The 19,036-nt window shown below is 43.2% G+C and carries 19 protein-coding genes; 9 read left to right on the plus strand and 10 right to left on the minus strand.

What is annotated here, in order from left to right; genetic code table 11:
* Positions 1–169: 169 nt before the first annotated feature.
* Genes ACQ86K_RS31770 through ACQ86K_RS31790 form a run of 5 tightly spaced genes read left to right on the plus strand, consistent with a single transcriptional unit; the run spans position 170 to position 4,905 of the window.
* Positions 170–1,093: a hypothetical protein gene (locus tag ACQ86K_RS31770; protein ID WP_431199413.1), complete on the plus strand. Its 924-nt coding sequence runs from the start codon at positions 170–172 to the stop codon at positions 1,091–1,093.
* An 11-nt stretch (positions 1,094–1,104) separates the two neighbouring features.
* Complete coding sequence (locus tag ACQ86K_RS31775) at positions 1,105–3,498, plus strand: DUF4175 family protein (RefSeq protein WP_431199414.1); 2,394 nt, start codon at positions 1,105–1,107, stop codon at positions 3,496–3,498.
* Between the two features lies 1 nt (position 3,499).
* A complete protein-coding gene (locus ACQ86K_RS31780; RefSeq protein ID WP_091174936.1) occupies positions 3,500–3,922 on the plus strand; it encodes an ATP-binding protein in 423 nt (140 codons plus the stop codon).
* Positions 3,922–4,347 (plus strand): rRNA maturation RNase YbeY, encoded by a 426-nt coding sequence (gene ybeY / locus ACQ86K_RS31785; RefSeq protein WP_091174938.1) that lies wholly within the window; start codon positions 3,922–3,924, stop codon positions 4,345–4,347. Before ACQ86K_RS31780 ends, ybeY begins: the two co-directional genes overlap by 1 nt.
* A gap of 42 nt (positions 4,348–4,389) precedes the next feature.
* The gene (locus ACQ86K_RS31790) at positions 4,390–4,905 is read left to right on the plus strand and encodes a glutathione peroxidase (RefSeq protein WP_091174940.1); all 516 of its coding nucleotides are present in this window, start codon (positions 4,390–4,392) and stop codon (positions 4,903–4,905) included.
* 394 nt (positions 4,906–5,299) lie between these two features.
* Here ACQ86K_RS31790 and ACQ86K_RS31795 read toward each other — a convergent pair whose 3' ends face one another.
* The 4 genes from ACQ86K_RS31795 to ACQ86K_RS31810 all read right to left on the minus strand — a co-directional run bounded on the left by ACQ86K_RS31795 (position 5,300) and on the right by ACQ86K_RS31810 (position 8,130).
* A complete protein-coding gene (locus ACQ86K_RS31795) occupies positions 5,300–6,097 on the minus strand; it encodes a sensor histidine kinase (RefSeq protein ID WP_431199415.1) in 798 nt (265 codons plus the stop codon).
* 5 nt (positions 6,098–6,102) lie between these two features.
* Positions 6,103–7,413 (minus strand): two-component regulator propeller domain-containing protein, encoded by a 1,311-nt coding sequence (locus ACQ86K_RS31800; RefSeq protein ID WP_431199416.1) that lies wholly within the window; start codon positions 7,411–7,413, stop codon positions 6,103–6,105.
* Between the two features lie 5 nt (positions 7,414–7,418).
* Entirely contained in the window at positions 7,419–7,667 is a 249-nt protein-coding gene (locus ACQ86K_RS31805; RefSeq protein ID WP_431199417.1) for a hypothetical protein, read from the minus strand.
* A gap of 187 nt (positions 7,668–7,854) precedes the next feature.
* Positions 7,855–8,130 (minus strand): two-component regulator propeller domain-containing protein, encoded by a 276-nt coding sequence (locus tag ACQ86K_RS31810; protein ID WP_431200974.1) that lies wholly within the window; start codon positions 8,128–8,130, stop codon positions 7,855–7,857.
* A gap of 850 nt (positions 8,131–8,980) precedes the next feature.
* Here ACQ86K_RS31810 and ACQ86K_RS31815 point away from each other — a divergent pair.
* Positions 8,981–9,646 (plus strand): DMT family transporter, encoded by a 666-nt coding sequence (locus ACQ86K_RS31815; protein ID WP_431199418.1) that lies wholly within the window; start codon positions 8,981–8,983, stop codon positions 9,644–9,646.
* Positions 9,647–9,708: 62 nt separating this feature from the next.
* Here the strand turns inward: ACQ86K_RS31815 and ACQ86K_RS31820 are convergent, their stop codons facing one another.
* Positions 9,709–10,149: a nuclear transport factor 2 family protein gene (locus ACQ86K_RS31820; protein ID WP_129569528.1), complete on the minus strand. Its 441-nt coding sequence runs from the start codon at positions 10,147–10,149 to the stop codon at positions 9,709–9,711.
* A gap of 125 nt (positions 10,150–10,274) precedes the next feature.
* Between ACQ86K_RS31820 and ACQ86K_RS31825 the strand changes: the two genes are divergently transcribed.
* From ACQ86K_RS31825 to ACQ86K_RS31835, 3 genes are all read left to right on the plus strand, one after another.
* The gene (locus ACQ86K_RS31825) at positions 10,275–11,066 is read left to right on the plus strand and encodes a serine O-acetyltransferase (protein WP_431199419.1); all 792 of its coding nucleotides are present in this window, start codon (positions 10,275–10,277) and stop codon (positions 11,064–11,066) included.
* A 62-nt stretch (positions 11,067–11,128) separates the two neighbouring features.
* Positions 11,129–12,001 carry a cysteine synthase CysM gene (gene cysM / locus ACQ86K_RS31830; protein WP_431199420.1) on the plus strand — a complete coding sequence of 291 codons (873 nt, stop codon included), beginning with the start codon at positions 11,129–11,131 and terminating at the stop codon, positions 11,999–12,001.
* Between the two features lie 6 nt (positions 12,002–12,007).
* On the plus strand, positions 12,008–12,205 hold the full coding sequence (locus ACQ86K_RS31835) for a DUF5808 domain-containing protein (protein ID WP_091176142.1): 198 nt from the start codon (positions 12,008–12,010) through the stop codon (positions 12,203–12,205).
* A gap of 149 nt (positions 12,206–12,354) precedes the next feature.
* On the opposite strand, the gene ACQ86K_RS31840 is transcribed toward ACQ86K_RS31835, so the two are convergent.
* From ACQ86K_RS31840 to thrA, 5 genes are all read right to left on the minus strand, one after another.
* A complete protein-coding gene (locus tag ACQ86K_RS31840) occupies positions 12,355–12,960 on the minus strand; it encodes an HAD family hydrolase (RefSeq protein ID WP_431199421.1) in 606 nt (201 codons plus the stop codon).
* Complete coding sequence (locus ACQ86K_RS31845) at positions 12,957–13,313, minus strand: hypothetical protein (protein WP_431199422.1); 357 nt, start codon at positions 13,311–13,313, stop codon at positions 12,957–12,959. The genes ACQ86K_RS31840 and ACQ86K_RS31845 overlap by 4 nt, the downstream gene beginning before the upstream one ends.
* A gap of 211 nt (positions 13,314–13,524) precedes the next feature.
* A complete protein-coding gene (gene thrC, locus ACQ86K_RS31850) occupies positions 13,525–14,835 on the minus strand; it encodes a threonine synthase (RefSeq protein WP_431199423.1) in 1,311 nt (436 codons plus the stop codon).
* Positions 14,836–15,012: 177 nt separating this feature from the next.
* Entirely contained in the window at positions 15,013–15,936 is a 924-nt protein-coding gene (locus tag ACQ86K_RS31855) for a homoserine kinase (RefSeq protein ID WP_431200975.1), read from the minus strand.
* Positions 15,937–16,075: 139 nt separating this feature from the next.
* Positions 16,076–18,526, minus strand: a complete 2,451-nt coding sequence (gene thrA / locus ACQ86K_RS31860; protein WP_112656387.1) for a bifunctional aspartate kinase/homoserine dehydrogenase I — start codon at positions 18,524–18,526, stop codon at positions 16,076–16,078.
* Between the last annotated feature and the right edge of the window lie 510 nt (positions 18,527–19,036).

A 19,036-nucleotide genomic window follows, 5' to 3' on the forward strand; every position in this document is an offset into this window, starting at 1 on the left:
TAAACCATGTATTTCCCAATAAAGAGCGGGAATCAATTTTAATTGTCATAAACAATTAACATTTTATTATTATTGCTTTAATTTTTAACTTAAACCAACACGTGTTATATATAATACATGGCTTTTGCGTTTAATAAGGCGTGTTTATTTAACGTTTTCCACATGTAGTATGGCCTCGACAGAAAATTATGAACTTTTGCTTGGCAAAATCAATACTTTCACCCGGAAGTATTATTTCAATAATTTTTTGCGTGGATTAATATTTTTAGGTGCCGGTCTTTTCTCAGCTTATGTAGTAATTACCCTAAGCGAATATTTCGGCAATTTCAGTATCCTGCTGCGTACCATTCTTTTTTACTTTTTTATCCTGTTTAATACAGTGCTTGTTTGCTGGCTGGTTTTACCATCATTGCTGGCCTGGCTTAAGCTGGGCAAAACTTTAACGCATGATGAAGCTGCCGAAATTATTGGCAGGCATTTTAACGATGTTCATGATAAGCTGCTCAATACCCTGCAGCTAAAAAAGCTTGCTGCCGAAGATGAAAGTCACCGTGCACTCATCGAGGCCAGTATCGACCAAAAGATAGAGGCGCTTAAACCGGTAAGCTTTCCATCTGCTATCAACCTTAAAGAAAACACCAAATATTTAAAATGGGCGCTTGGTCCGCTGGGGGTAATTATCATCATTGCATTGGCGGCGCCTTCTGTATTAACCGAAAGTACTAAAAGACTGATCAGGCATAACGAATATTTTGTTCCTGCTGCTCCGTTCAGGTTTATTGTATTGAACAAAACACTCTCAGTTGTGCAGGGGAGTGATTTAAAGCTCGACCTTAAACTGGAAGGCGATAAGCTGCCCGCAGATGTTTATGTTGAAACAGGGGAGAATACGTTTAAATTGGATAAAGATAACATCAGCCGTTTTCATTACCAGTTCAGCAACCTGCAGCAAAATACCCGCTTTAAGTTTTCTGGCAATGGCTTTAGTTCGGCTGTTTACGAAATCAAGGTAAATCAAAAGCCTGCACTGTTACACTTTGACGTTGACCTAAATTATCCGGCCTACCTCCATAAAAAAATGAAAGGCTGCTAAATGCCGGCGATTTGACTATTCCTGCCGGTACAACTGTGAACTGGCAATTGCATACCCAGTATGCCAGTACATTGATGTTTGACATAAATGGGCAAAGCCACGTTACGGTACAAAATGGGCCAGACCTGTTTGAACACCGTGAGCGGATATTGAAAACGTCGGTTTACAAACTTTTACCGGTTAATGCACAGGTAAATCAGAGTGATTCGGCTACATATCGCATCAACGTTGTTACTGACGAAGCGCCATCCATCTTTGTTGATGAAAAGCCAGATTCGGTAAGCATGAAAGCGTTTTATTTTAATGGCAAGATCCAGGATGATCATGGTTTTTCATCGCTAACGTTTCATTATACCATCGCGGCTACAGGCAACAGCAAAGAAAGGGAATTTACCAAAAAGGTTAATGCAGACCTGGCCCAAACACAAGCCGATTTCTTTTATTATTGGAACTTAAAGGAAATGGGCATTAATCCCGGCGACCATGTAAGCTACTTTTTTGAGGTTGCCGATAACGACGAAGTGACCGGCCACAAAACAGCGCGTACAGCAAAACATACACTAAATGTGCCTGACAACAAGGAGATTAACCAACAGTTAAATGCGGGCTCAAAAGCTATAAAAGAAAAAATGGCTTCGGCTATAAAGCTGGCGGGACAGGTTGAACGCGACGCGCAAAAGCTTAATCAAAACCTGCTGAACAAAAATACACTCTCGTTTGATGAGAAAAAGCAGATAGAAGACCTGATGCAAAAGCGTAAAGACCTGGAAGATTTGGTAAAAGATATCCAGGCCGATAACAAAAAGAATTTATACAATCGCCAGGAAAACCAGCAGCAAACCGAAGAGATCATGGCTAAGCAAAAGCAGATTGAAGATTTGTTTAACAATGTACTTGATCAAAAAACAAAAGAGCTGCTTCAAAACCTGCAACAACTGTTAAACGAGCAACAAAAAGATGCTACCCGCGATGAATTATCCAAAATGCAGATGGATAATAAATCGTTAAAAAAGGAGCTCGACCGGGTGCTGGAACTTTACAAAAAGCTGGAGTTTGAGCAAAAGCTCAATCAAAACCTCGATCAGCTGAATAAGCTGGCCGATGAGCAGCAAAAACTATCTGATCAAACCAAACAGCCCGGTGCCGACCAGAAGAACCTTCAGCAGCAACAGGATAAGCTGAAGCGGGATTTTCAGGATGTGAAGAAAGGCTTCGATGAGTTGCAGAAGGTCAATGAGCAGTCCGAACGTAAATCAGACTATCAAAATCCTGAAAAGGAAACCAAAGATATTGAGCAGCAGATGGATCAAAGTGCCGGCGATCTGCAAAAAAAGGATAATTCAAAAGCCTCAAAATCGCAGCAGCAGGCAGCAAAGCAAATGAAGGAGCTTGCTGCAAAAATGCAAAAAGATAGCGACGAAGGCGAATCAAAAGAGAATGCTGTTGATGCCCAGCAGTTGAGGGAATTGTTAAAAAGCCTGGTTAACAGTTCGTTTAATCAGGAAAAGCTGATGCAAACGCTTAAAAACACCAATCCTACAGATCCGTCATATGTTACGCTATCGCAAAATCAAAAGGATATAAAAGACAACTTGAAAACGGCCGAAGACAGCTTGTATGCCATCAGCAGGAGGGTGCCGCAGATCCAGTCGACAGTTAATAAGGAGATTACCAGTATCAACGAGCATATTGACCAGGCTCTTGAGTTTCTGGGCGACAGGCGTACGCTTGAGGCAAACCGCAACCAGCAATACGCTATGACATCCATGAACAACCTTGCCTTGATGCTGAGCGAAGCGCTTGAGCAAATGCAAAAAATGATGAATAAGGGCGGCAAAGGAGGCAAGGGAAAGCAGCAATCCATATCGCAATTGGCAAAAATGCAGCAACAGCTTAATCAAAATATGCAAAAGGCCCGCGAGCAGATGCAGCAACAAGGCAACCAGGGTAAAGGCCAGCAGGGCAATAGTGGTAATATGAGCGAGCAGTTTGCTAAAATGGCACGTCAGCAGCAGATGATACGGCAGGCTTTGCAACAAATTGACAGGGACGAAAATAAAGACGGGACAGGCGGATTGGGCAATTTGGATAAAATTTCGAAAGAAATGGAACAAACCGAACGTGATCTCGTAAACAGGAAGATTACAGATGACGCGCTAAAAAGGCAGCAGCAAATTCAAACCCGGTTATTAGAGGCCGAAAAGGCCGAGCAGCAACGAGATCAGGATCAGCAAAGAGAGAGCAATGCAGGTAAGGATTTGCCACCGGGATACATAAAGGCACTGCAGGGGTACCAGCAACAAAAAGCAAAGCAGACGGAGCAGATCAGAACGGTATCTCCGGCACTTAATTTGTATTATAAACAAAAAATAAAATCTTACTTTGATCAACTTAATGCCAAATAATATGGAAGAGGCAAATGTTCAAACCAGCGAGCTATATACGTTGCAGCTGCCGTCAAAACCGGAGAGCATAACGTTGCTTGAGCAGCTGATAGAAGAAATTGCTGATAAATATCATGTTGAGGAGGATACCTTCGCCAATATGATGACCTGCCTTAATGAAGCGGTTATTAATGCCATTATGCATGGTAACAAACAGGATGAAACAAAAAAAGTGATTGTTAATGCCGAAGTGGAACCGAAGCGTATCATCTGGACTGTTACAGATGAAGGCCCGGGCTTTGACTATAATAACCTTGCCGATCCTACAGCTCCCGAAAATCTCGAGAACCTCACCGGCCGCGGTGTGTTTATCATTAAACACCTTGCCGACCAATGTATTTTTAATGCCTCGGGTAATGAAATTGAACTTCACTTTAAGATCTGATGCCCACGATTAATTTTTTTGAAGAAGACACAACCTTTAAGCCGAAACAAAAAGCGCAATTAAGACAATGGATAAAGGAAACGGTAATTGCCGAGGGCTTTAAACTGAAAGAGCTTAACTACATTTTTTGCTCAGACGCATACCTGCTGCAAATAAACCAGCAATATCTTGATCATGATACTTTTACCGACATTGTAACTTTTGATAATTCGGAAGTAGAGGGGGATATTGTTGGCGATATCTTTATTTCGATAGACCGCATCCGTGAAAATGGCGCCAAATTTAAAACCGGCGAAACCAATGAGCTGCACCGTGTTATCATTCACGGCGCCCTGCACCTGTTGGGTTACACGGATAAAAGTGTTGTTACAAAACAAAAAATGACACAAAAAGAAGATGAGTACTTAGCTAAAAGAAATTTTTAGCCTTACTTTTATAGTGGATTATAAAAATCAATTGTAAAAACCATGAAAACACTGGCACTCATCATCGCCTTATTATTTGCCACCGCACCATCTTCAGTATATGATTTTAAACTGAAAACCATTGATGGCAAAGATTTTAGCCTGGCTAAATACAAAGGCAAAAAAGTATTGATCGTAAATACGGCTTCAAAATGCGGCTTCACCAAACAATACGCCGACCTGGAAAAACTATCTGAACAATACAAAGGCAAACTGGTAGTAGTAGGTTTCCCGGCCAATAACTTTGGCGGCCAGGAGCCGGGCACTAATCAGGACATTAAGACCTTTTGCAAAGAAAACTTTAACGTAAAATTCCCGATGAGCGGTAAAGTAAGCGTTTTAGGTTTGGATATCGATCCGTTGTTTCAATACTTAACAACCGCTCCAAACCCTGATTTTACCGGTGACATCAAATGGAATTTCGAAAAATTCCTCATAGACGAAAACGGTAAACTGATCCACCGTTTCAGATCGCAAACTACCCCGCTATCTGAGGATATCACCAAATATCTGAACTAAGAATTTGCCTTTAAGGCACAGGCTGCCGGCGGTCGTTCCGGTTGCGCAGGATAGGTTTGAACAAAGTAAAGGGGCAAATGACCAATTGGTTGTTTGCCCCTTTACTGTTAAAGCGGGATTGATCTTTTAGGCTGGTGATTATAATTGTGCGAAGGTGAATAACAAGTGCCGCGAAGCCGGGCGGCAACGAATTATGGTAATGATAAGGTTAGGCTTTAAAGATCACTAACAGGGGAGTTATTTTAACGAGGCCTTTTAGTTTCTTCTGTTCCAGCCCGCGCGGGTAGTGTAAATTATCCTTTAACAAAATTATCTGGAGCGTGCTTTGCAGTAAATATAAAATGCTAATTCCTAAATTATCCCGGGTTTCTTAATACCTATTATGGGGTATACGCTAAAGGTTTAGTTTAAGACTGATGGATGTGCCTTTACCGTGGGCGGTATCAATTTTGAGTTCGGCGTTCAATCTTTTTGCCCGGGCGTAAATATTCCGGATGCCCATGGTTTCGTGTTTGCGCACATCAGGGTCAAATCCGCGCCCGTCATCACGGATGCTGATCTGCAGCCGGTTTTTGTAAAGGTTGATTTCCAGAAACGCGTTTTGTGCCTCCGAATGTTTGACAACATTGTTTAATACTTCCTTAACAAGGAGGTATACCTGGCGCCTTTTTTCGCCGCTGATGGTAACCGGGGTTTCGCTAATGGAGGTATTTACATGAAGGTCAATATTGCTGTATTCAAATATTTTAATGGCTTGTTTATGAATAAAGCCGGCCAGGTTGCTTACTTCGTCGTTTTCGGCATCAAGGCTCCAGATAATTAACCTTACCTGGGTAGATATATCGGTGATGGCTTCATGAATAGCGTCTATCTCCTTAAAAGCGGGCTGATCGGCCGTTTTGCGGCTGAGCAATTCGGTCCTGAGCTTAATGCCGGAGATGCTTGCCCCTAAATCATCATGCACCTCGCTGCTGATCCGCTGTCGTTCGCGCTGCAGGGCAAGTGCATTTTCATAGTCCTTTTTTTGTAAGCCGATGATGGACTGATAATATTTCCGTACCAGCAGGAAAGCGATGATTATGGCACTTAATACAGCCACCACCTGCAGCCATAACTGTTGATACCATAAAGGCATAACGTCAAATTTAAAAATGAGCGGCTGGCTTAACTGGTTAAAACGGTCGGCAGCCACGGCTTCTAACTCATAGTTTCCGGGGGCAGCAGGTCGAACCGTTTTTCGCCGGAAGGCGCGACGCTCCAATTTTTATCAACCCCCTTAAGCCTGAAGCGGTATTGTATTTTACCCATGCTTTTGTAGGATAGGGCAACGCAGTTAAATATAACAGGCCTGCCGTAAGTAAAGCTGCTTTGAGTTCCGGGTATCCCGTCGTTAATCAACACAGGTTTAGGCAGGCTCGTATTCCCTAAATTTTGAGTGACGGCTATGCCCTGATCGGTGGCTATGTAATAATCATGCCCGTTCTGCACTACATCGGCAACGTTATCAGAGGGGAGCCCGTTACTGGTATTGAGCAAACTTATGCGGTAATTTTGATAATGATTATGGAAGCTGATAATGCTTACACCGTTTGCGGTACAGACCCATAAAGTATTGTCATCTGTCCATACCAGTTTACGGATATCGCCTGAAAAAATAGCAGGAGATCTAAACTGAACAATTTTTTCGCCGGCCAGCAAAAACATCCCCTGAGCTTCGGTACCTATGGCGCATACATCATTATTTGATGCCAGGCTCTTAACAACATTTATTCCTTTATCGGCCAATATTCGAATAGAGGAAAACTTGCCGGCGCTCCCGAAAGGTACAAACTGGTATAACCCGTAAAGTGAGCCTACGAGCGTCTTACTCTTATACCATGTTACAGATGTCATACGTATGGGCTTAAAATTGTACCCCAATTGATGTTTAAACTTATCTGTCAAAACGCCAACTGCATTTTGTGTAAGGAAATACACTGTGTCGGATCGTGCAGCAATTCCTTTTATCGGACCATAAAAAATTTTTACAGAATGCCATGACAACGGGTTCTTATTGGAAATATCTAATCTGAATATACCATTATCGGTACCTATGACGAGAGTGTTGCCCGAGATTGTAAGCAGATTGGTTATCCGGTTAAAGTCAGACCGGTTTTGATTCATAGTTATAGTGCCTATCGACGGCGTTTGATTTGCGCCAAGTTTCATATAACTCAGTGTGCTTAAAACATGCCCGGTAAACAGGTAACCTCCTGCAATGGCCAGTTTTAAAACATCTTCATTGGCCAGCCCGCTTTCTTTGTTAATGATTTTTATTTCGGGATTGGTACATAGAAAAAAGCCTTTGTCATAGCTGCCAAACCATAAATTATTTTCCCGGTCAATAACCGTAGCGGTAGTGATGTTATTATTAAGGTAATTTTTCCGTTCGCCGGTAACATAGTTAATAATGTAGGTGCCCTGTTTTACCGTTGTAACGGCAAACGTGTTTTTGCCGGTAAGATACACTGAAGTTACGTTGCCGGTAAAAAGATTTTACTGAGCGGGACGATCCCGCTTTTTTGATACCGATAAACATGTACCCAGTCTTTAGTTATCAATAGTAAATAATTTTGATGTAAAGCCAACCGGTAAGGTTTGATATTGGTATTGGCAGTTTGAAAACTTAACTGGCCGGCCTTAAGCTCTTCTTCGAGGATGTCAAGGTCGTTTTCAGACAGGATGATCTCTTCTCCGTCAGAACCATAAATGTACCCGTTCAAATGCCTTATGGCATGTCTTTCCGATTTTAACTCTTCAAAATGATAAACTTTGGTACTAAGCCTGTAATTTACACAGAGCTCATTATAACGGTTAAAAAAGAAATTGGCGAAGGGTGAAACGATTACTTTTTGAGATGAGTTAAGCTTATGTATAAGCCCGTTTTCATAATAACAGACCCTGTAGTTATTACAGTAAAAAAATCCGGTGATAATTATCCTCGGCAATCCTGAAACACTCATTGTTTTCCAGCCCATCGGCCGATGTGAAGTTTTTAAAGTGCTGGCCGTCAAACCTGCTCACGCCTTTATCGGTGGCCAGCCAGATAAAACCCCTGCTGTCCTGCATTAAATAGTTAACCCTTGAACTGGGCAGGCCATCAGGCGCGCTATAATTTTTCAGGTAAACTAACTGATATGGAATGTCGGCACATACCCGGCCCGGGAATAGAAACAGCGTTAATATTAAAAGTTTAAAAAAAGGCGTTTTAGCGGCATTCTATGATTTGTATCAATTTAACATTGCTGCTTTTATCAATATGCAATGATACGGTGTATGGCATTGTTTTGTTGTATCACCGATAAATTTAAAAAGAAATGATATGTAATTATATCCATCTAAATAATAAGCAGCTCGCCTGTAAACATTTATTATATAAGTGTCCCGGCTCGTACACACAGGGTATGTGTGTGTCCCGGCCGTTCGGCTTGTGGGACGCACCGATCTCTGCTTAAGCTACCTGCGGTAGAAGTTATCTCTGTGAACCAAAACGGCCTTCAATTTTATGGTAATAGCCAAAGTGACAAGACAATCACAAATCTTTAGTTAAAACAAAACTTTTCCTTATTTTTGACTCATCAACAAATGACAACAGTAAACATTAAAAATGGAACCGCAGGGGCTTCGAAATCCCTTATTCGCAATATCCTTGCGTCGGAGCCATTTTTCAATGATTCACCACCAGCTCTTTTTTGCTAACGGATATCGATAATCTCTATCGGATCTGAATTTTTTCAACATTATTTTCAAAACAATTTATTCAATGCGGGCAATTGCTGGTATTGTTATGCTTTGCCCAACCGATTCTTAATTTAGCAAAAAATGAAAAAAACATTTGTTCTGTTGCATATAGCCGTAATACTGGCGGGCTTTACCGGGGTATTCGGAAAGCTTATCTCGTTAAATGAATACCTGCTTACCTGTTACCGTACGCTGTTCTCTTTTTTATTCCTGGTGATTATTGTATGGCTCAAAAAGCCACAATTTAAATACTCATGGAGCAACATAACGGAAATGGGTAAGGCTGGATTACTAATTGCCTTTCACTGGGTTTTTTTATGCCAGCATCAAATATTCCAACGTTTCGGTAGGCGTAGTTTGCTATTGCCTCACCAGTTTTTTTACTGCATTTCTGTCTCCGCTTATCAACAAAAAACCTTTCAATATTACTGAACTGCTGCTAAGTATGCTTACACTTGCCGGTATCGGTTTGATATTTCATTTTGATACCTCATTCAGAACCGGGATCATCCTTGGCGTAATTTCATCCTTCCTGGCATCCCTTTATACCATATTGAACGAGCGTCTGGTTAAAAAGTATGATTCAACCGTTATGAACTTGTATCAGATGCTGGCCGGATCTGTCGCGCTGATACTGGCCTCGCCGCTATATCTTTATTTCTTCCCTTCAAAAACGATAATACCAGGCACATTGGATATCATTTATTTGCTGCTTTTATCGCTTTTTTGCACGGTTGGCCTTTATGTTATGGTGGCCGAGGTTTTGAGGAAAATGTCTGCCTTTACGGTTAACTTAACCTTTAACCTGGAGCCTGTTTACAGTATTTTACTGGCAATGATTTTATTCAATGAATCCCGGCAGCTCAATTTATCCTTTTATGCAGGCCTGTTGATCATCATCATATCCGTAATCTTACAGGCGGGACTAAGCCGGAGAAAAAGGGCAGGGGCAGATTTGTAATGAGTTACATAATCCCAGAGTTACGAAGTTTTTAAAACTTCGTAACTCTTCAAGGTCTTTTATTAACCCCGTTCAGATACCCGGGCGGCTGCCTGTACCGGCAAGTCCGTATTGCCATCCTGCTTAATTAGGTTAAGCTTATGTTTCGTGATGATCCATTTGCCATCAGTTTCAGTGAGCTCGGTATCATAAGTGCCCTCAACAATCCATAGGTCGTCACCAATAAAATGATCGGCTTTGCCATAATAATGAACAAGCGCTACCGACCCGTTTTGCATGACATAAAAATCGGCCAGCTGATGATTGGTTTTGTCAAAGCCGGGCAAAAAGCCACGCCACGCCGTAATAATACCTTCAGCAGGTACAATACTTGCCGGGTTGCCAGTCATGGAACTATAATCAAGCTCCACATTTTCGGCAAATGTATTTTTAACTTTGCCCCAGTCGCGCTCATCGGCTCCGGTGAACAAGGCCGTTACCGTTTCAATTATTTGATCTTTCATGTTTCTGCATAGGTTAAATTCACTCAAATATCAATTATCCGGTTCATTTTACATATTAACAACAATCTTTTATATAAACTTGTACTGTTATTGGTTGTTTTCCCAAAACAGCCCCACCATAAAACATGAGTCAGGATTTTTATCAACATATTTTTGCTAAACAGCAAAAGCTGGAGGCTGTGCCTTCAAACAGGGAGATTACTGCCTGGGCACTAAAAGTGATCCATTTGCTGTACCCCGAACAAACCGGGCAACAGTATGCTTCGGTTGAGGAGCTGAAGGATGAGTTTTTAAGGCTTGAGAATGAACTTTGTGACATTATGCATGCCACCAAAGCCTGCAGTAACTGTGATACCTCAAAGCTGGCCAAAAAGTTTTTTGAGGGCCTTCCCGAGTTATTCCGCATTCTGAATACCGATATCCAGGCTATTTTTAACGGAGACCCTGCTGCTCGCAGCGAGTTTGAAGTGATCCGTACTTATCCGGGCTTTTATGCCATTTCGCTTTACCGGGTGGCGCACAGCCTTTATATCGATGATATTCCGTTGTTGCCAAGGATCCTTACAGAATATGCGCATTCTAAAACAGGGATAGATATTCATCCTGCTGCCCAGATAGACGAGTATTTCTATATAGATCATGGTACCGGTATTGTTATTGGCGAAAGCTGTAAAATAGGTAAGCATGTAAAGCTGTACCAGGGCGTTACCCTGGGGGCATTAAGTGTGGATAAAAGTATGGCCAATACCAAGCGCCATCCTACAGTTCAGGATAATGTGGTAATTTACTCCGGCGCTACTATTTTGGGCGGAGAAACCATCATCGGCCATAACAGTGTGGTAGGGGGAACGTTTGGCTCACCAAGAGTTTGCCGCCAAATTCAAGGGTATACCACACACCTAACCACAGGGTACTGAAAAGATTGAGCATTAAATTGTTTGGCCACAAGAAATAGAACATTTACCATAAAAAATATATAATGGCTTCATTGATAGACCTGATAGGCAACACGCCTATGGTAGAAATTAAAAAGCTGAACCCAAATCCAAAAGTGCGGATCTTCGCCAAGCTGGAAGGCAATAATCCGGGTGGCAGCGTAAAAGACCGCGCGTCGCTCAACATGATCAGGAGTGCTATTGAGCGCGGCGACATTAAGCCTGGCACAAAGTTGATTGAAGCTACCAGTGGCAATACAGGGATAGCATTGGCTATGATTGCAAGGTTGTTTGATCTGGAGATAGAGCTGGTGATGCCATCCAACTCCACCCGCGAGCGTACGCTTACTATGGAGGCATTTGGAGCTAAAGTTACCCTGTTGGAAGGAATAGAAGTTTGTCGTGATTATGCAGAAGAAAAGGCCGCTACGGGCGAATATTTCCTGCTGAATCAGTTTGCCAACCCGGATAACTACATGGCACACGTAAAAACAACAGGCCCCGAAATTTGGCACGATACCGAAGGCAAAATCACCCACTTTGTAAGTGCTATGGGAACTACAGGTACCATCATGGGCTGTTCAAGATATTTGAAAGAGCAAAACGCCAACGTACAGATAGTAGGTTGCCAACCGGTTGAAGGCTCTTCCATCCCCGGCATCCGCAGGTGGCCCGAAGAATACCTGCCCAAGATTTTTGATGCCAAACGGGTTGACCGGCTAATGGATATTTCGCAGGAAGAAGCGACTCAAATGGCCCGCCAAATGGCTAAGGTTGAAGGCGTATTTGCAGGCATGAGCAGCGGCGGTGCACTATCTGCGGCTGTAAGGCTTGCTCAAGAACTGGAAGAGGGGCTAATCGTTTTTATTTGCTGTGACCGTGGCGACAGGTATTTGAGTAGCGAGTTATTTGGATAAGTACCGATGGAACCTACAGAGGATAGTAATAATTATAAATACGGCGTATTTTATTACAACAAAGATGATAGCCGGATCATTGTGCCCAAAAGAATTAAGTACATGGGATGGACAGTGAATTTTGCCCACCCGTTAAGTTATTTGATTATGGGCGGGATACTGGCTGTGGTAATTGTAGCATGGATAGTTGCCCCGCAGAAATAAATACGTATTGTTCATAAACTAGCGCCCGTTTGTAACGGGTGCTTAATATGTTATGGCGTTTGTAACGCAATTACCGGCGCTTACGTTAGAAATATAGGCCCGTCTTAAGAACTTCATCACAGATGGTCTCGCGGCCGATTTGCAAGATTTTACAACACCTCTAACTCCTTCAGCTTAATCTCTAAAGCTTCCGCCGATGTAAAATGGATACATTCAATTCCCATTTTTTCCGCCGCTAAAATATTACGATAGTTATCGTCAATAAATAAAGCCTCATCTGCATTTACATGGTAACGATCAAGCAGGGTTTGATAAAAGGCAGGGGTGGGTTTACGCATTTTTTCGGCGCCGGATACAACAATGCCATCAAACCATCCTAAAAAATCGAAACGCTCCTGGGCCATCGGAAAAGTTTCGGCCGACCAGTTGGTCAATGCGTAGATTTTGTATTTACCGCTTTCTTTTAATTGTTTGAAGATCTCTACCGTATCGTGAAAAGGATCGCCAAGCATCTCTATCCAGCGGGAATAAAAAGCACGGATATTGGCTTCGTGTTCCGGAAACTGAGCTACAAGTAAATCTGTACCTTCTTGTAAGGACCGGCCGGCATCCTGCTCCTCATTCCATTCGGAGGTACAAATATTAGCCAAAAAGTCTATCATTTCCTGTTCATCAGTAAACAGGGTGCGGTACAAATAATGCGGGTTCCAATCGATTAGAACGGCCCCCAGATCGAATATTATGGTGTTGATCATTTTTTCTTTGCGTGGGTTTCATGAACCTCGGCCTTTGTAACTACCGAATCTTTCAAAAAAACAACAAGCGTTTGGGTATAAATCAATTTGCCTTTGCTGTATTCTCTGTCAAGGTCGTATACCATGCTGTCTTTACTGCTTAATTGAGGGCGGTGGAGCAAATGGATCACCTGTTGATATTTAAGATTATTAAGCTGTTTACTTTCAATCAGGTCATTAACCATACCCGGGCGATAAGCGAACGTAAGGCCATCTCCATCATCCCATTTATCACGGTCGAACTTTTGTTTACGGCTGCAGGCGATTAGGCAAACTGCCAGGAGGCAGATAAATATCAGGGTTTTGCTAAGCATTTTATGTTTCAGTATTGAAGCCGGCCATGTTTCAACTGCCTGTTATTGCGTAGCTTTCCCACGACCAAAAAAGGGTGTCATGCTGAGCCTGTCGAAGCATGGTGGGCAGGCCTCTCCGCGCGAGTCTTCGACAGGCTCAGACTGACAGGCCTACCCAGCTTTCTGCAATAACGGGTAGTTGTTGGTTTTCCAGCAGCTAAAAATACTGAAATTAATTAACCCCTAAAAGATAGCCTTTAAAATCAGTAAAATCTTTACTAATGGCTACTGCGAGCTTGGTTTTTGCTTCCAGTTCTTTTACCTGTTCCGGTACTTCAATTTTAGCAGCAACCTCATCGCTAAATACGTCAGGGAATTTACAAGGATGTGCGGTTGAAAGGAATACACCGGCGGTGTCAACAGCGGCATGGTCCTGTTTATAATCGGTTAAAGCCTGCCATGCGATAGCAGTGTGTGGGCAAACCACATAATTATAGTTATCAAATACCCAGTTGATGGCTTTTACAGTTTCCTCGTCATTGTACTTAAAGCCAATAACCAATTCTTTAAGCGCTTCGGTATCGTTTTTAAACAGATCGGCAATACGTACCCAGTTGCTTGGGTTGCCTACGTCCATTGCGTTAGATAAAGTTGCTACCGATGGTTTGGGTTGATAAACGCCGGTTTTTAGAAACTCAGGCACAGTATCATTGACATTGGTAGCCGCAATAAATTTTTCGACAGGTAAGCCCATTTTCCAGGCTAACAAACCTGCGCCTATATTGCCGAAGTTGCCGCTTGGCACGGAGAAAACTACTTTTTTAATGCCTTGCCTTAATAGCTGTGCATATGCATTGAAGTAATAAAAAGTTTGCGGAACCAAACGTGCAATATTGATGGAATTGGCGGATGTAAGGCGGAATTTTTCGTTTAGCTCATCATCAACAAACGCCTGTTTCACCAGGGCCTGGCAATCATCGAAGGTACCGTCAACCTCAAGGGCACGGATGTTTTGACCATTGGTAGTTAGTTGCTGCTCCTGCACGCCGCTCACTTTACCTTTTGGATAAAGGATGGTAACACGGGTATTGGGGACACCTAAAAAGCCAAGGGCTACAGCACCGCCGGTATCGCCACTAGTGGCAACCAGTACGTCCAGTTGTTTTTCGCCGGGCTCAAGGAAATAGCTCATTACGCGGCTCATAAAGCGGGCACCAAAATCTTTAAATGCCAGTGATGGTCCGTGGAAAAGCTCGAGGACATATACATTGTCTTCCAGCTTTACAATAGGAGCTGGGAAGTTAATGGCATCATCGATCAAGGCTTTCAAATCGGCCTCTGGAATAGAGTCGCCAAGCAGGTTTTGTGCTACTTTGAAAGCAATTTCGGGGAGGGAGTATTTATCAAGGTTGTTGATAAAATCAGCATCCAAACGGGGGATGCTGTAAGGCATATATAAGCCTTTATCCTGCGGCATGCTGTTAAAAACCGCGTCTTTGAACGATACTTCAGATAGGGTATTATTGGTACTGTAGAGTTTCATTTTTGATTTCGGAATTCGGATGTTCGATTTCGGATTTAATTAGGTTTATTAGAGCTCATCCTACCATGTCATTGCGAGGTACGAAGCAATCGCATGCTATACAGGGCGGACCTGCTTCCGTGCGATTGCTTCGTACCTCGCAATGACATAGTGGTTTGTATTGCGAAGGATTTAAGGCTATCCCAAAACCTTCGGCCCCGCGTCATTTATAGTTGATACATAACTGTTTGAACCGATCTTTAAACCGGTTAAATGCTGCTGTAATTTTTGGGTGATGGCACGGGCGGTTGCTTCATCTTTAGTAAAGGCAAACACCGACGGGCCAGAGCCGGAGATACCAAAGCTTACCGCGCCTAGTTCCATCGCCATTTCACGCATTTTGTAAAAGTCAGGAATCAGCATAGAGCGTACAGGTTCAACCAGCACATCTTTCATACTGCGGCCAATGAGGTCGATATCCTGCATAAATAAACCGCTTACTAAGCCCGCAATATTGCCCCATTGGGTTACGGCATCCTTCATCTGGATGTTTTTACGAATGATTTGCCTTGCTTCACGGGTGGGTACATCCACATCAGGGAACACGATGGCACACCACAGGTTTTTAGGATGCGGTAGCCTTACCACATCAAGCGGCTCATAACTGCGGATGAGCACAAAACCACCAAACAGGGCAGGAGCAACGTTGTCCGCATGGCCATGACCGCAAGCCATCTCTTCGCCTTTCATAGCAAAAGGAAGTAGTTTTATCGGGTCGGAATTATCACCTAATAATGTTTTAATAGCAAACAAACCTGCAACAGTACTGGCCGAGCTTGAACCTAAACCACTGCCAATAGGCATTTTTTTGTGCAGCTCGATATCTAAACCAATATCGGTACGGCCAACACTTTGTAAATAATGCTGAACACTAACGCTCACGGTATTCTTAGCCGGATCAAGCGGCAGGCGACCGTCATCGCCAGTGATTTTGCTAAGTGTGATGCCCGGTTTGCCCGTCACACGCATGATCACCTCGTCGCCGGGTTCATCAACTGCAAAGCCCAGCACATCGAAGCCGCAAACAACGTTAGCTACAGTTGCCGGAGCAAAAACGTGGATGCTACCCCCCGCCCCCTAAAGGGGGTGCTACCCGGGGGCGGCTTTTATTTCTTCTAAATTATTTTCCATGTAAATATATATCTATTACTATCCCTTTTTTTAGCTATAAGCTATGGTTCCCCCTTCAGGGGGTAGGGGGTTAATTCGCTCCCACATTTATTAAATCAGCAAATACGCCTGCGGCGGTTACTTCGGCACCAGCGCCAGGGCCTTTTACTACCAGCGGACGCTCACGGTACCTGTCGGTAGTGAAGGATATGATGTTATCGCTGCCCGACAGCATGTAGAACGGATGGTTTTCATCAACCATTTGCAGGGTGATAGTTACTTTACCGTCCTCTAACTTGCCAATGTAACGCAATACTTTGCCGTCTTTTTCGGCTGCATCTTTTAGTTTGGCAAAATGTGCGTCTTCGGTTTTAAGGGTAGCATAAAAATCCTCAACGGTTTTAGCCTCAAGGCTTGCTTTTGGCAATACGCTTTCTATTTCAACGTCGGCCTCTTCCATAGCATATCCGGCATCGCGGGCAAGGATGAGCATTTTGCGCATAAAATCCTTACCGCTCAGGTCATCACGAGGATCTGGTTCGGTATAGCCTTTGTCCTGTGCTTCTTTTACCACGTCGTGGAAATTGGCATCGCCTTTAAAGTTATTAAAGATGAACGATATAGTACCCGAAAGTATTGCTTCAATACGTTGCACCCTGTCGCCGCTGTTCATCAGGTTTTTAAGGGTATTGATGATCGGCAAGCCAGCGCCAACGTTGGTTTCGTAGAAGAAATCAACTCCATGAGCGCGCGCGGTATCTTTAAACGTGCGGTACTGCTTATAACTGCCCGAGTTGCCTATTTTATTACAGGTGATCACCGAGATATTGGCTTTAAAGATCTCCTCGTAAAAACCGATGGGAACGGGACTTGCAGTGTTGTCAATAAATACACAGTTTGGCAGGTTCATTTCTTTCATCCGGTTGATGAACGATTGCAGATCGGCTTCATAAGGCGACGATTGCAGGTCATTTTGCCAGGTATCTAAAGAGATGCCATCACTATTGAACGTCATTTTGCGGGTATTGCTGATACCGGCTATTTTAACCTGGATGCCGTTGTTATCTTTCAGGTATTCGCTATGGGCGTTCAATTGATTAAACAATGTTTTGCCAATGTTGCCGGTACCCAGGCAAAACGCATGCAGGGTTTTGGTCAACTGTACAAAGAAGGCGTCATGCACGGCGTTCAAGGCTTTTGACAGATCGTTCGCCGAAATGATCACCGAGATGTTATATTCAGATGAGCCTTGTGCTATAGCCCTTACGTTAACACCGTTACGGCCCAGCGCATGGAACAACTTGCCCGACATGCCCGGGGTTTGTTTCATATTTTCGCCAACAATGGCTAATATCGCAAGGTTTTTCTCGATAACCAGATGCTCGAGTTTTTTAGCGGCAAGCTCCAGTTCAAACTCTTGTTCGATAACCTGTTTTGCCCTGTCTGTATCTTGTGGCTGAACTGCAAAGGTAATGCTGTGCTCAGATGATGATTGGGTGATCAGGATTACGTTGATCTGCTCGCGGGCAAGCAAGGAGAACAAACGGCCGCTAAAGCCGGATTTGCCCACCATACCGCTGCCCTCTAAATTTAGGATACTGATATTGTTGATAGATGAGATCCCTTTGATTGGCAGGGTAGAGGCCTTGCAATCATGACGGATCACGGTACCTTCAAACTCTGGCTCAAAGGTGTTTTTAATTACGATAGGGATCTTCTTTAAAAATGCCGGGATCATAGTTGGCGGATAGATCACCTTGGCGCCGAAGTAGGAAAGCTCCATAGCTTCGGTATAAGTAAGCTCGGTTAAGGAGAACGCTTTTTTCACCATGCGGGGATCGGCAGTCATCATGCCGTTAACATCCGTCCAGATCTGAACCTCCTGAGCATTTAACGCTGCGCCGAATATAGCTGCAGTATAATCAGATCCACCGCGACCTAATGTTGTAGTTTGCCCTGCATCGTTTGAGGCGATGAAACCGGTAACGATCAATGTTTTGCCTTTGTTTTCGGTATACAGGCCTTGTACCAGTCTTTCGGTAAGTTCGGTGTTTACCTTGGCATTGCCGAAAGCGCTGTCGGTTTTAATTACATCAGCAGCATCAACAAAAAGTACATCGCCAAAATGCTGGGCTGCAACTTTGCTCACCATCAGGGTTGAGCAACGTTCGCCGAAGGCCAGTACCTGGTCGCGGGTTTTCGGGGTAAGTTCGCGAAGGGTAAGCACGCCCTGTAAAAGTTCTTCCAGTTGGTTGAAGTGAATTTTTAAACGGGTAAGCGCCGGGTTTTGGTTTTGTACATCCAAAAGGGCTTTAACCGTATCAAAGTGACGTTTCTCCAATTCGGCTAAGCCTGCGGTAAACTCTTTGCCGTTTGCCGCATCTTCGGCCATGGCCGAAAGCAGGTTGGTTACACCGCCCATGGCAGATAATACCACCACCGGCTTTTCTTCATTTTTTACTTCATCCTTCAGGATGCTTAACAGGGTTTGGATGCTGCTTACAGATCCAACGGAAGTACCTCCGAATTTTAAAACTTTCATTTATGGGTTAGTAATCGTTCTGTAACAAAAAAACCTTCCTCTTTGCGGAGGAAGGTTTTTCTTTTGGCTTTCATTTTATGTTTTACACCATACGATTATCTTCCTCCGAGGTTTATACCGGTGGTAATAATAATTGTAGAAATGGTGTTGTTAATTGTCATATATAATGTCTGTAAAGTAAGTAGATTATTTTCTGATTTGCAAGGATTATTTAACAAATTATGATTTTCGTAATAATTGCAAGGCGATTGAGGGGGTGATTGATGGATTTGATAATGAGGGTGATAGGTAAAAGGTTTTATCTGTCATTGCGGATTATTGTAAGCGTACAGGGAAACGACTGCGGATCCTATATGCAGTTAAATATTTTGATTGTTTAGCAAGAATGCTTGCAGGGCGTCAATAATTTATGCGAATTATTTCAACCTAATGCTGAGCAAGGGGTATGATTCGATCGAATGACCCTAATTACGGCTCGGAAAGGCAGTTTGTGTAATTCGCTAATTCGAA

This window comes from Mucilaginibacter sp. P19, assembly GCF_050632265.1.
GTDB classification, from domain to species: Bacteria; Bacteroidota; Bacteroidia; order Sphingobacteriales; family Sphingobacteriaceae; genus Mucilaginibacter; species Mucilaginibacter gossypii.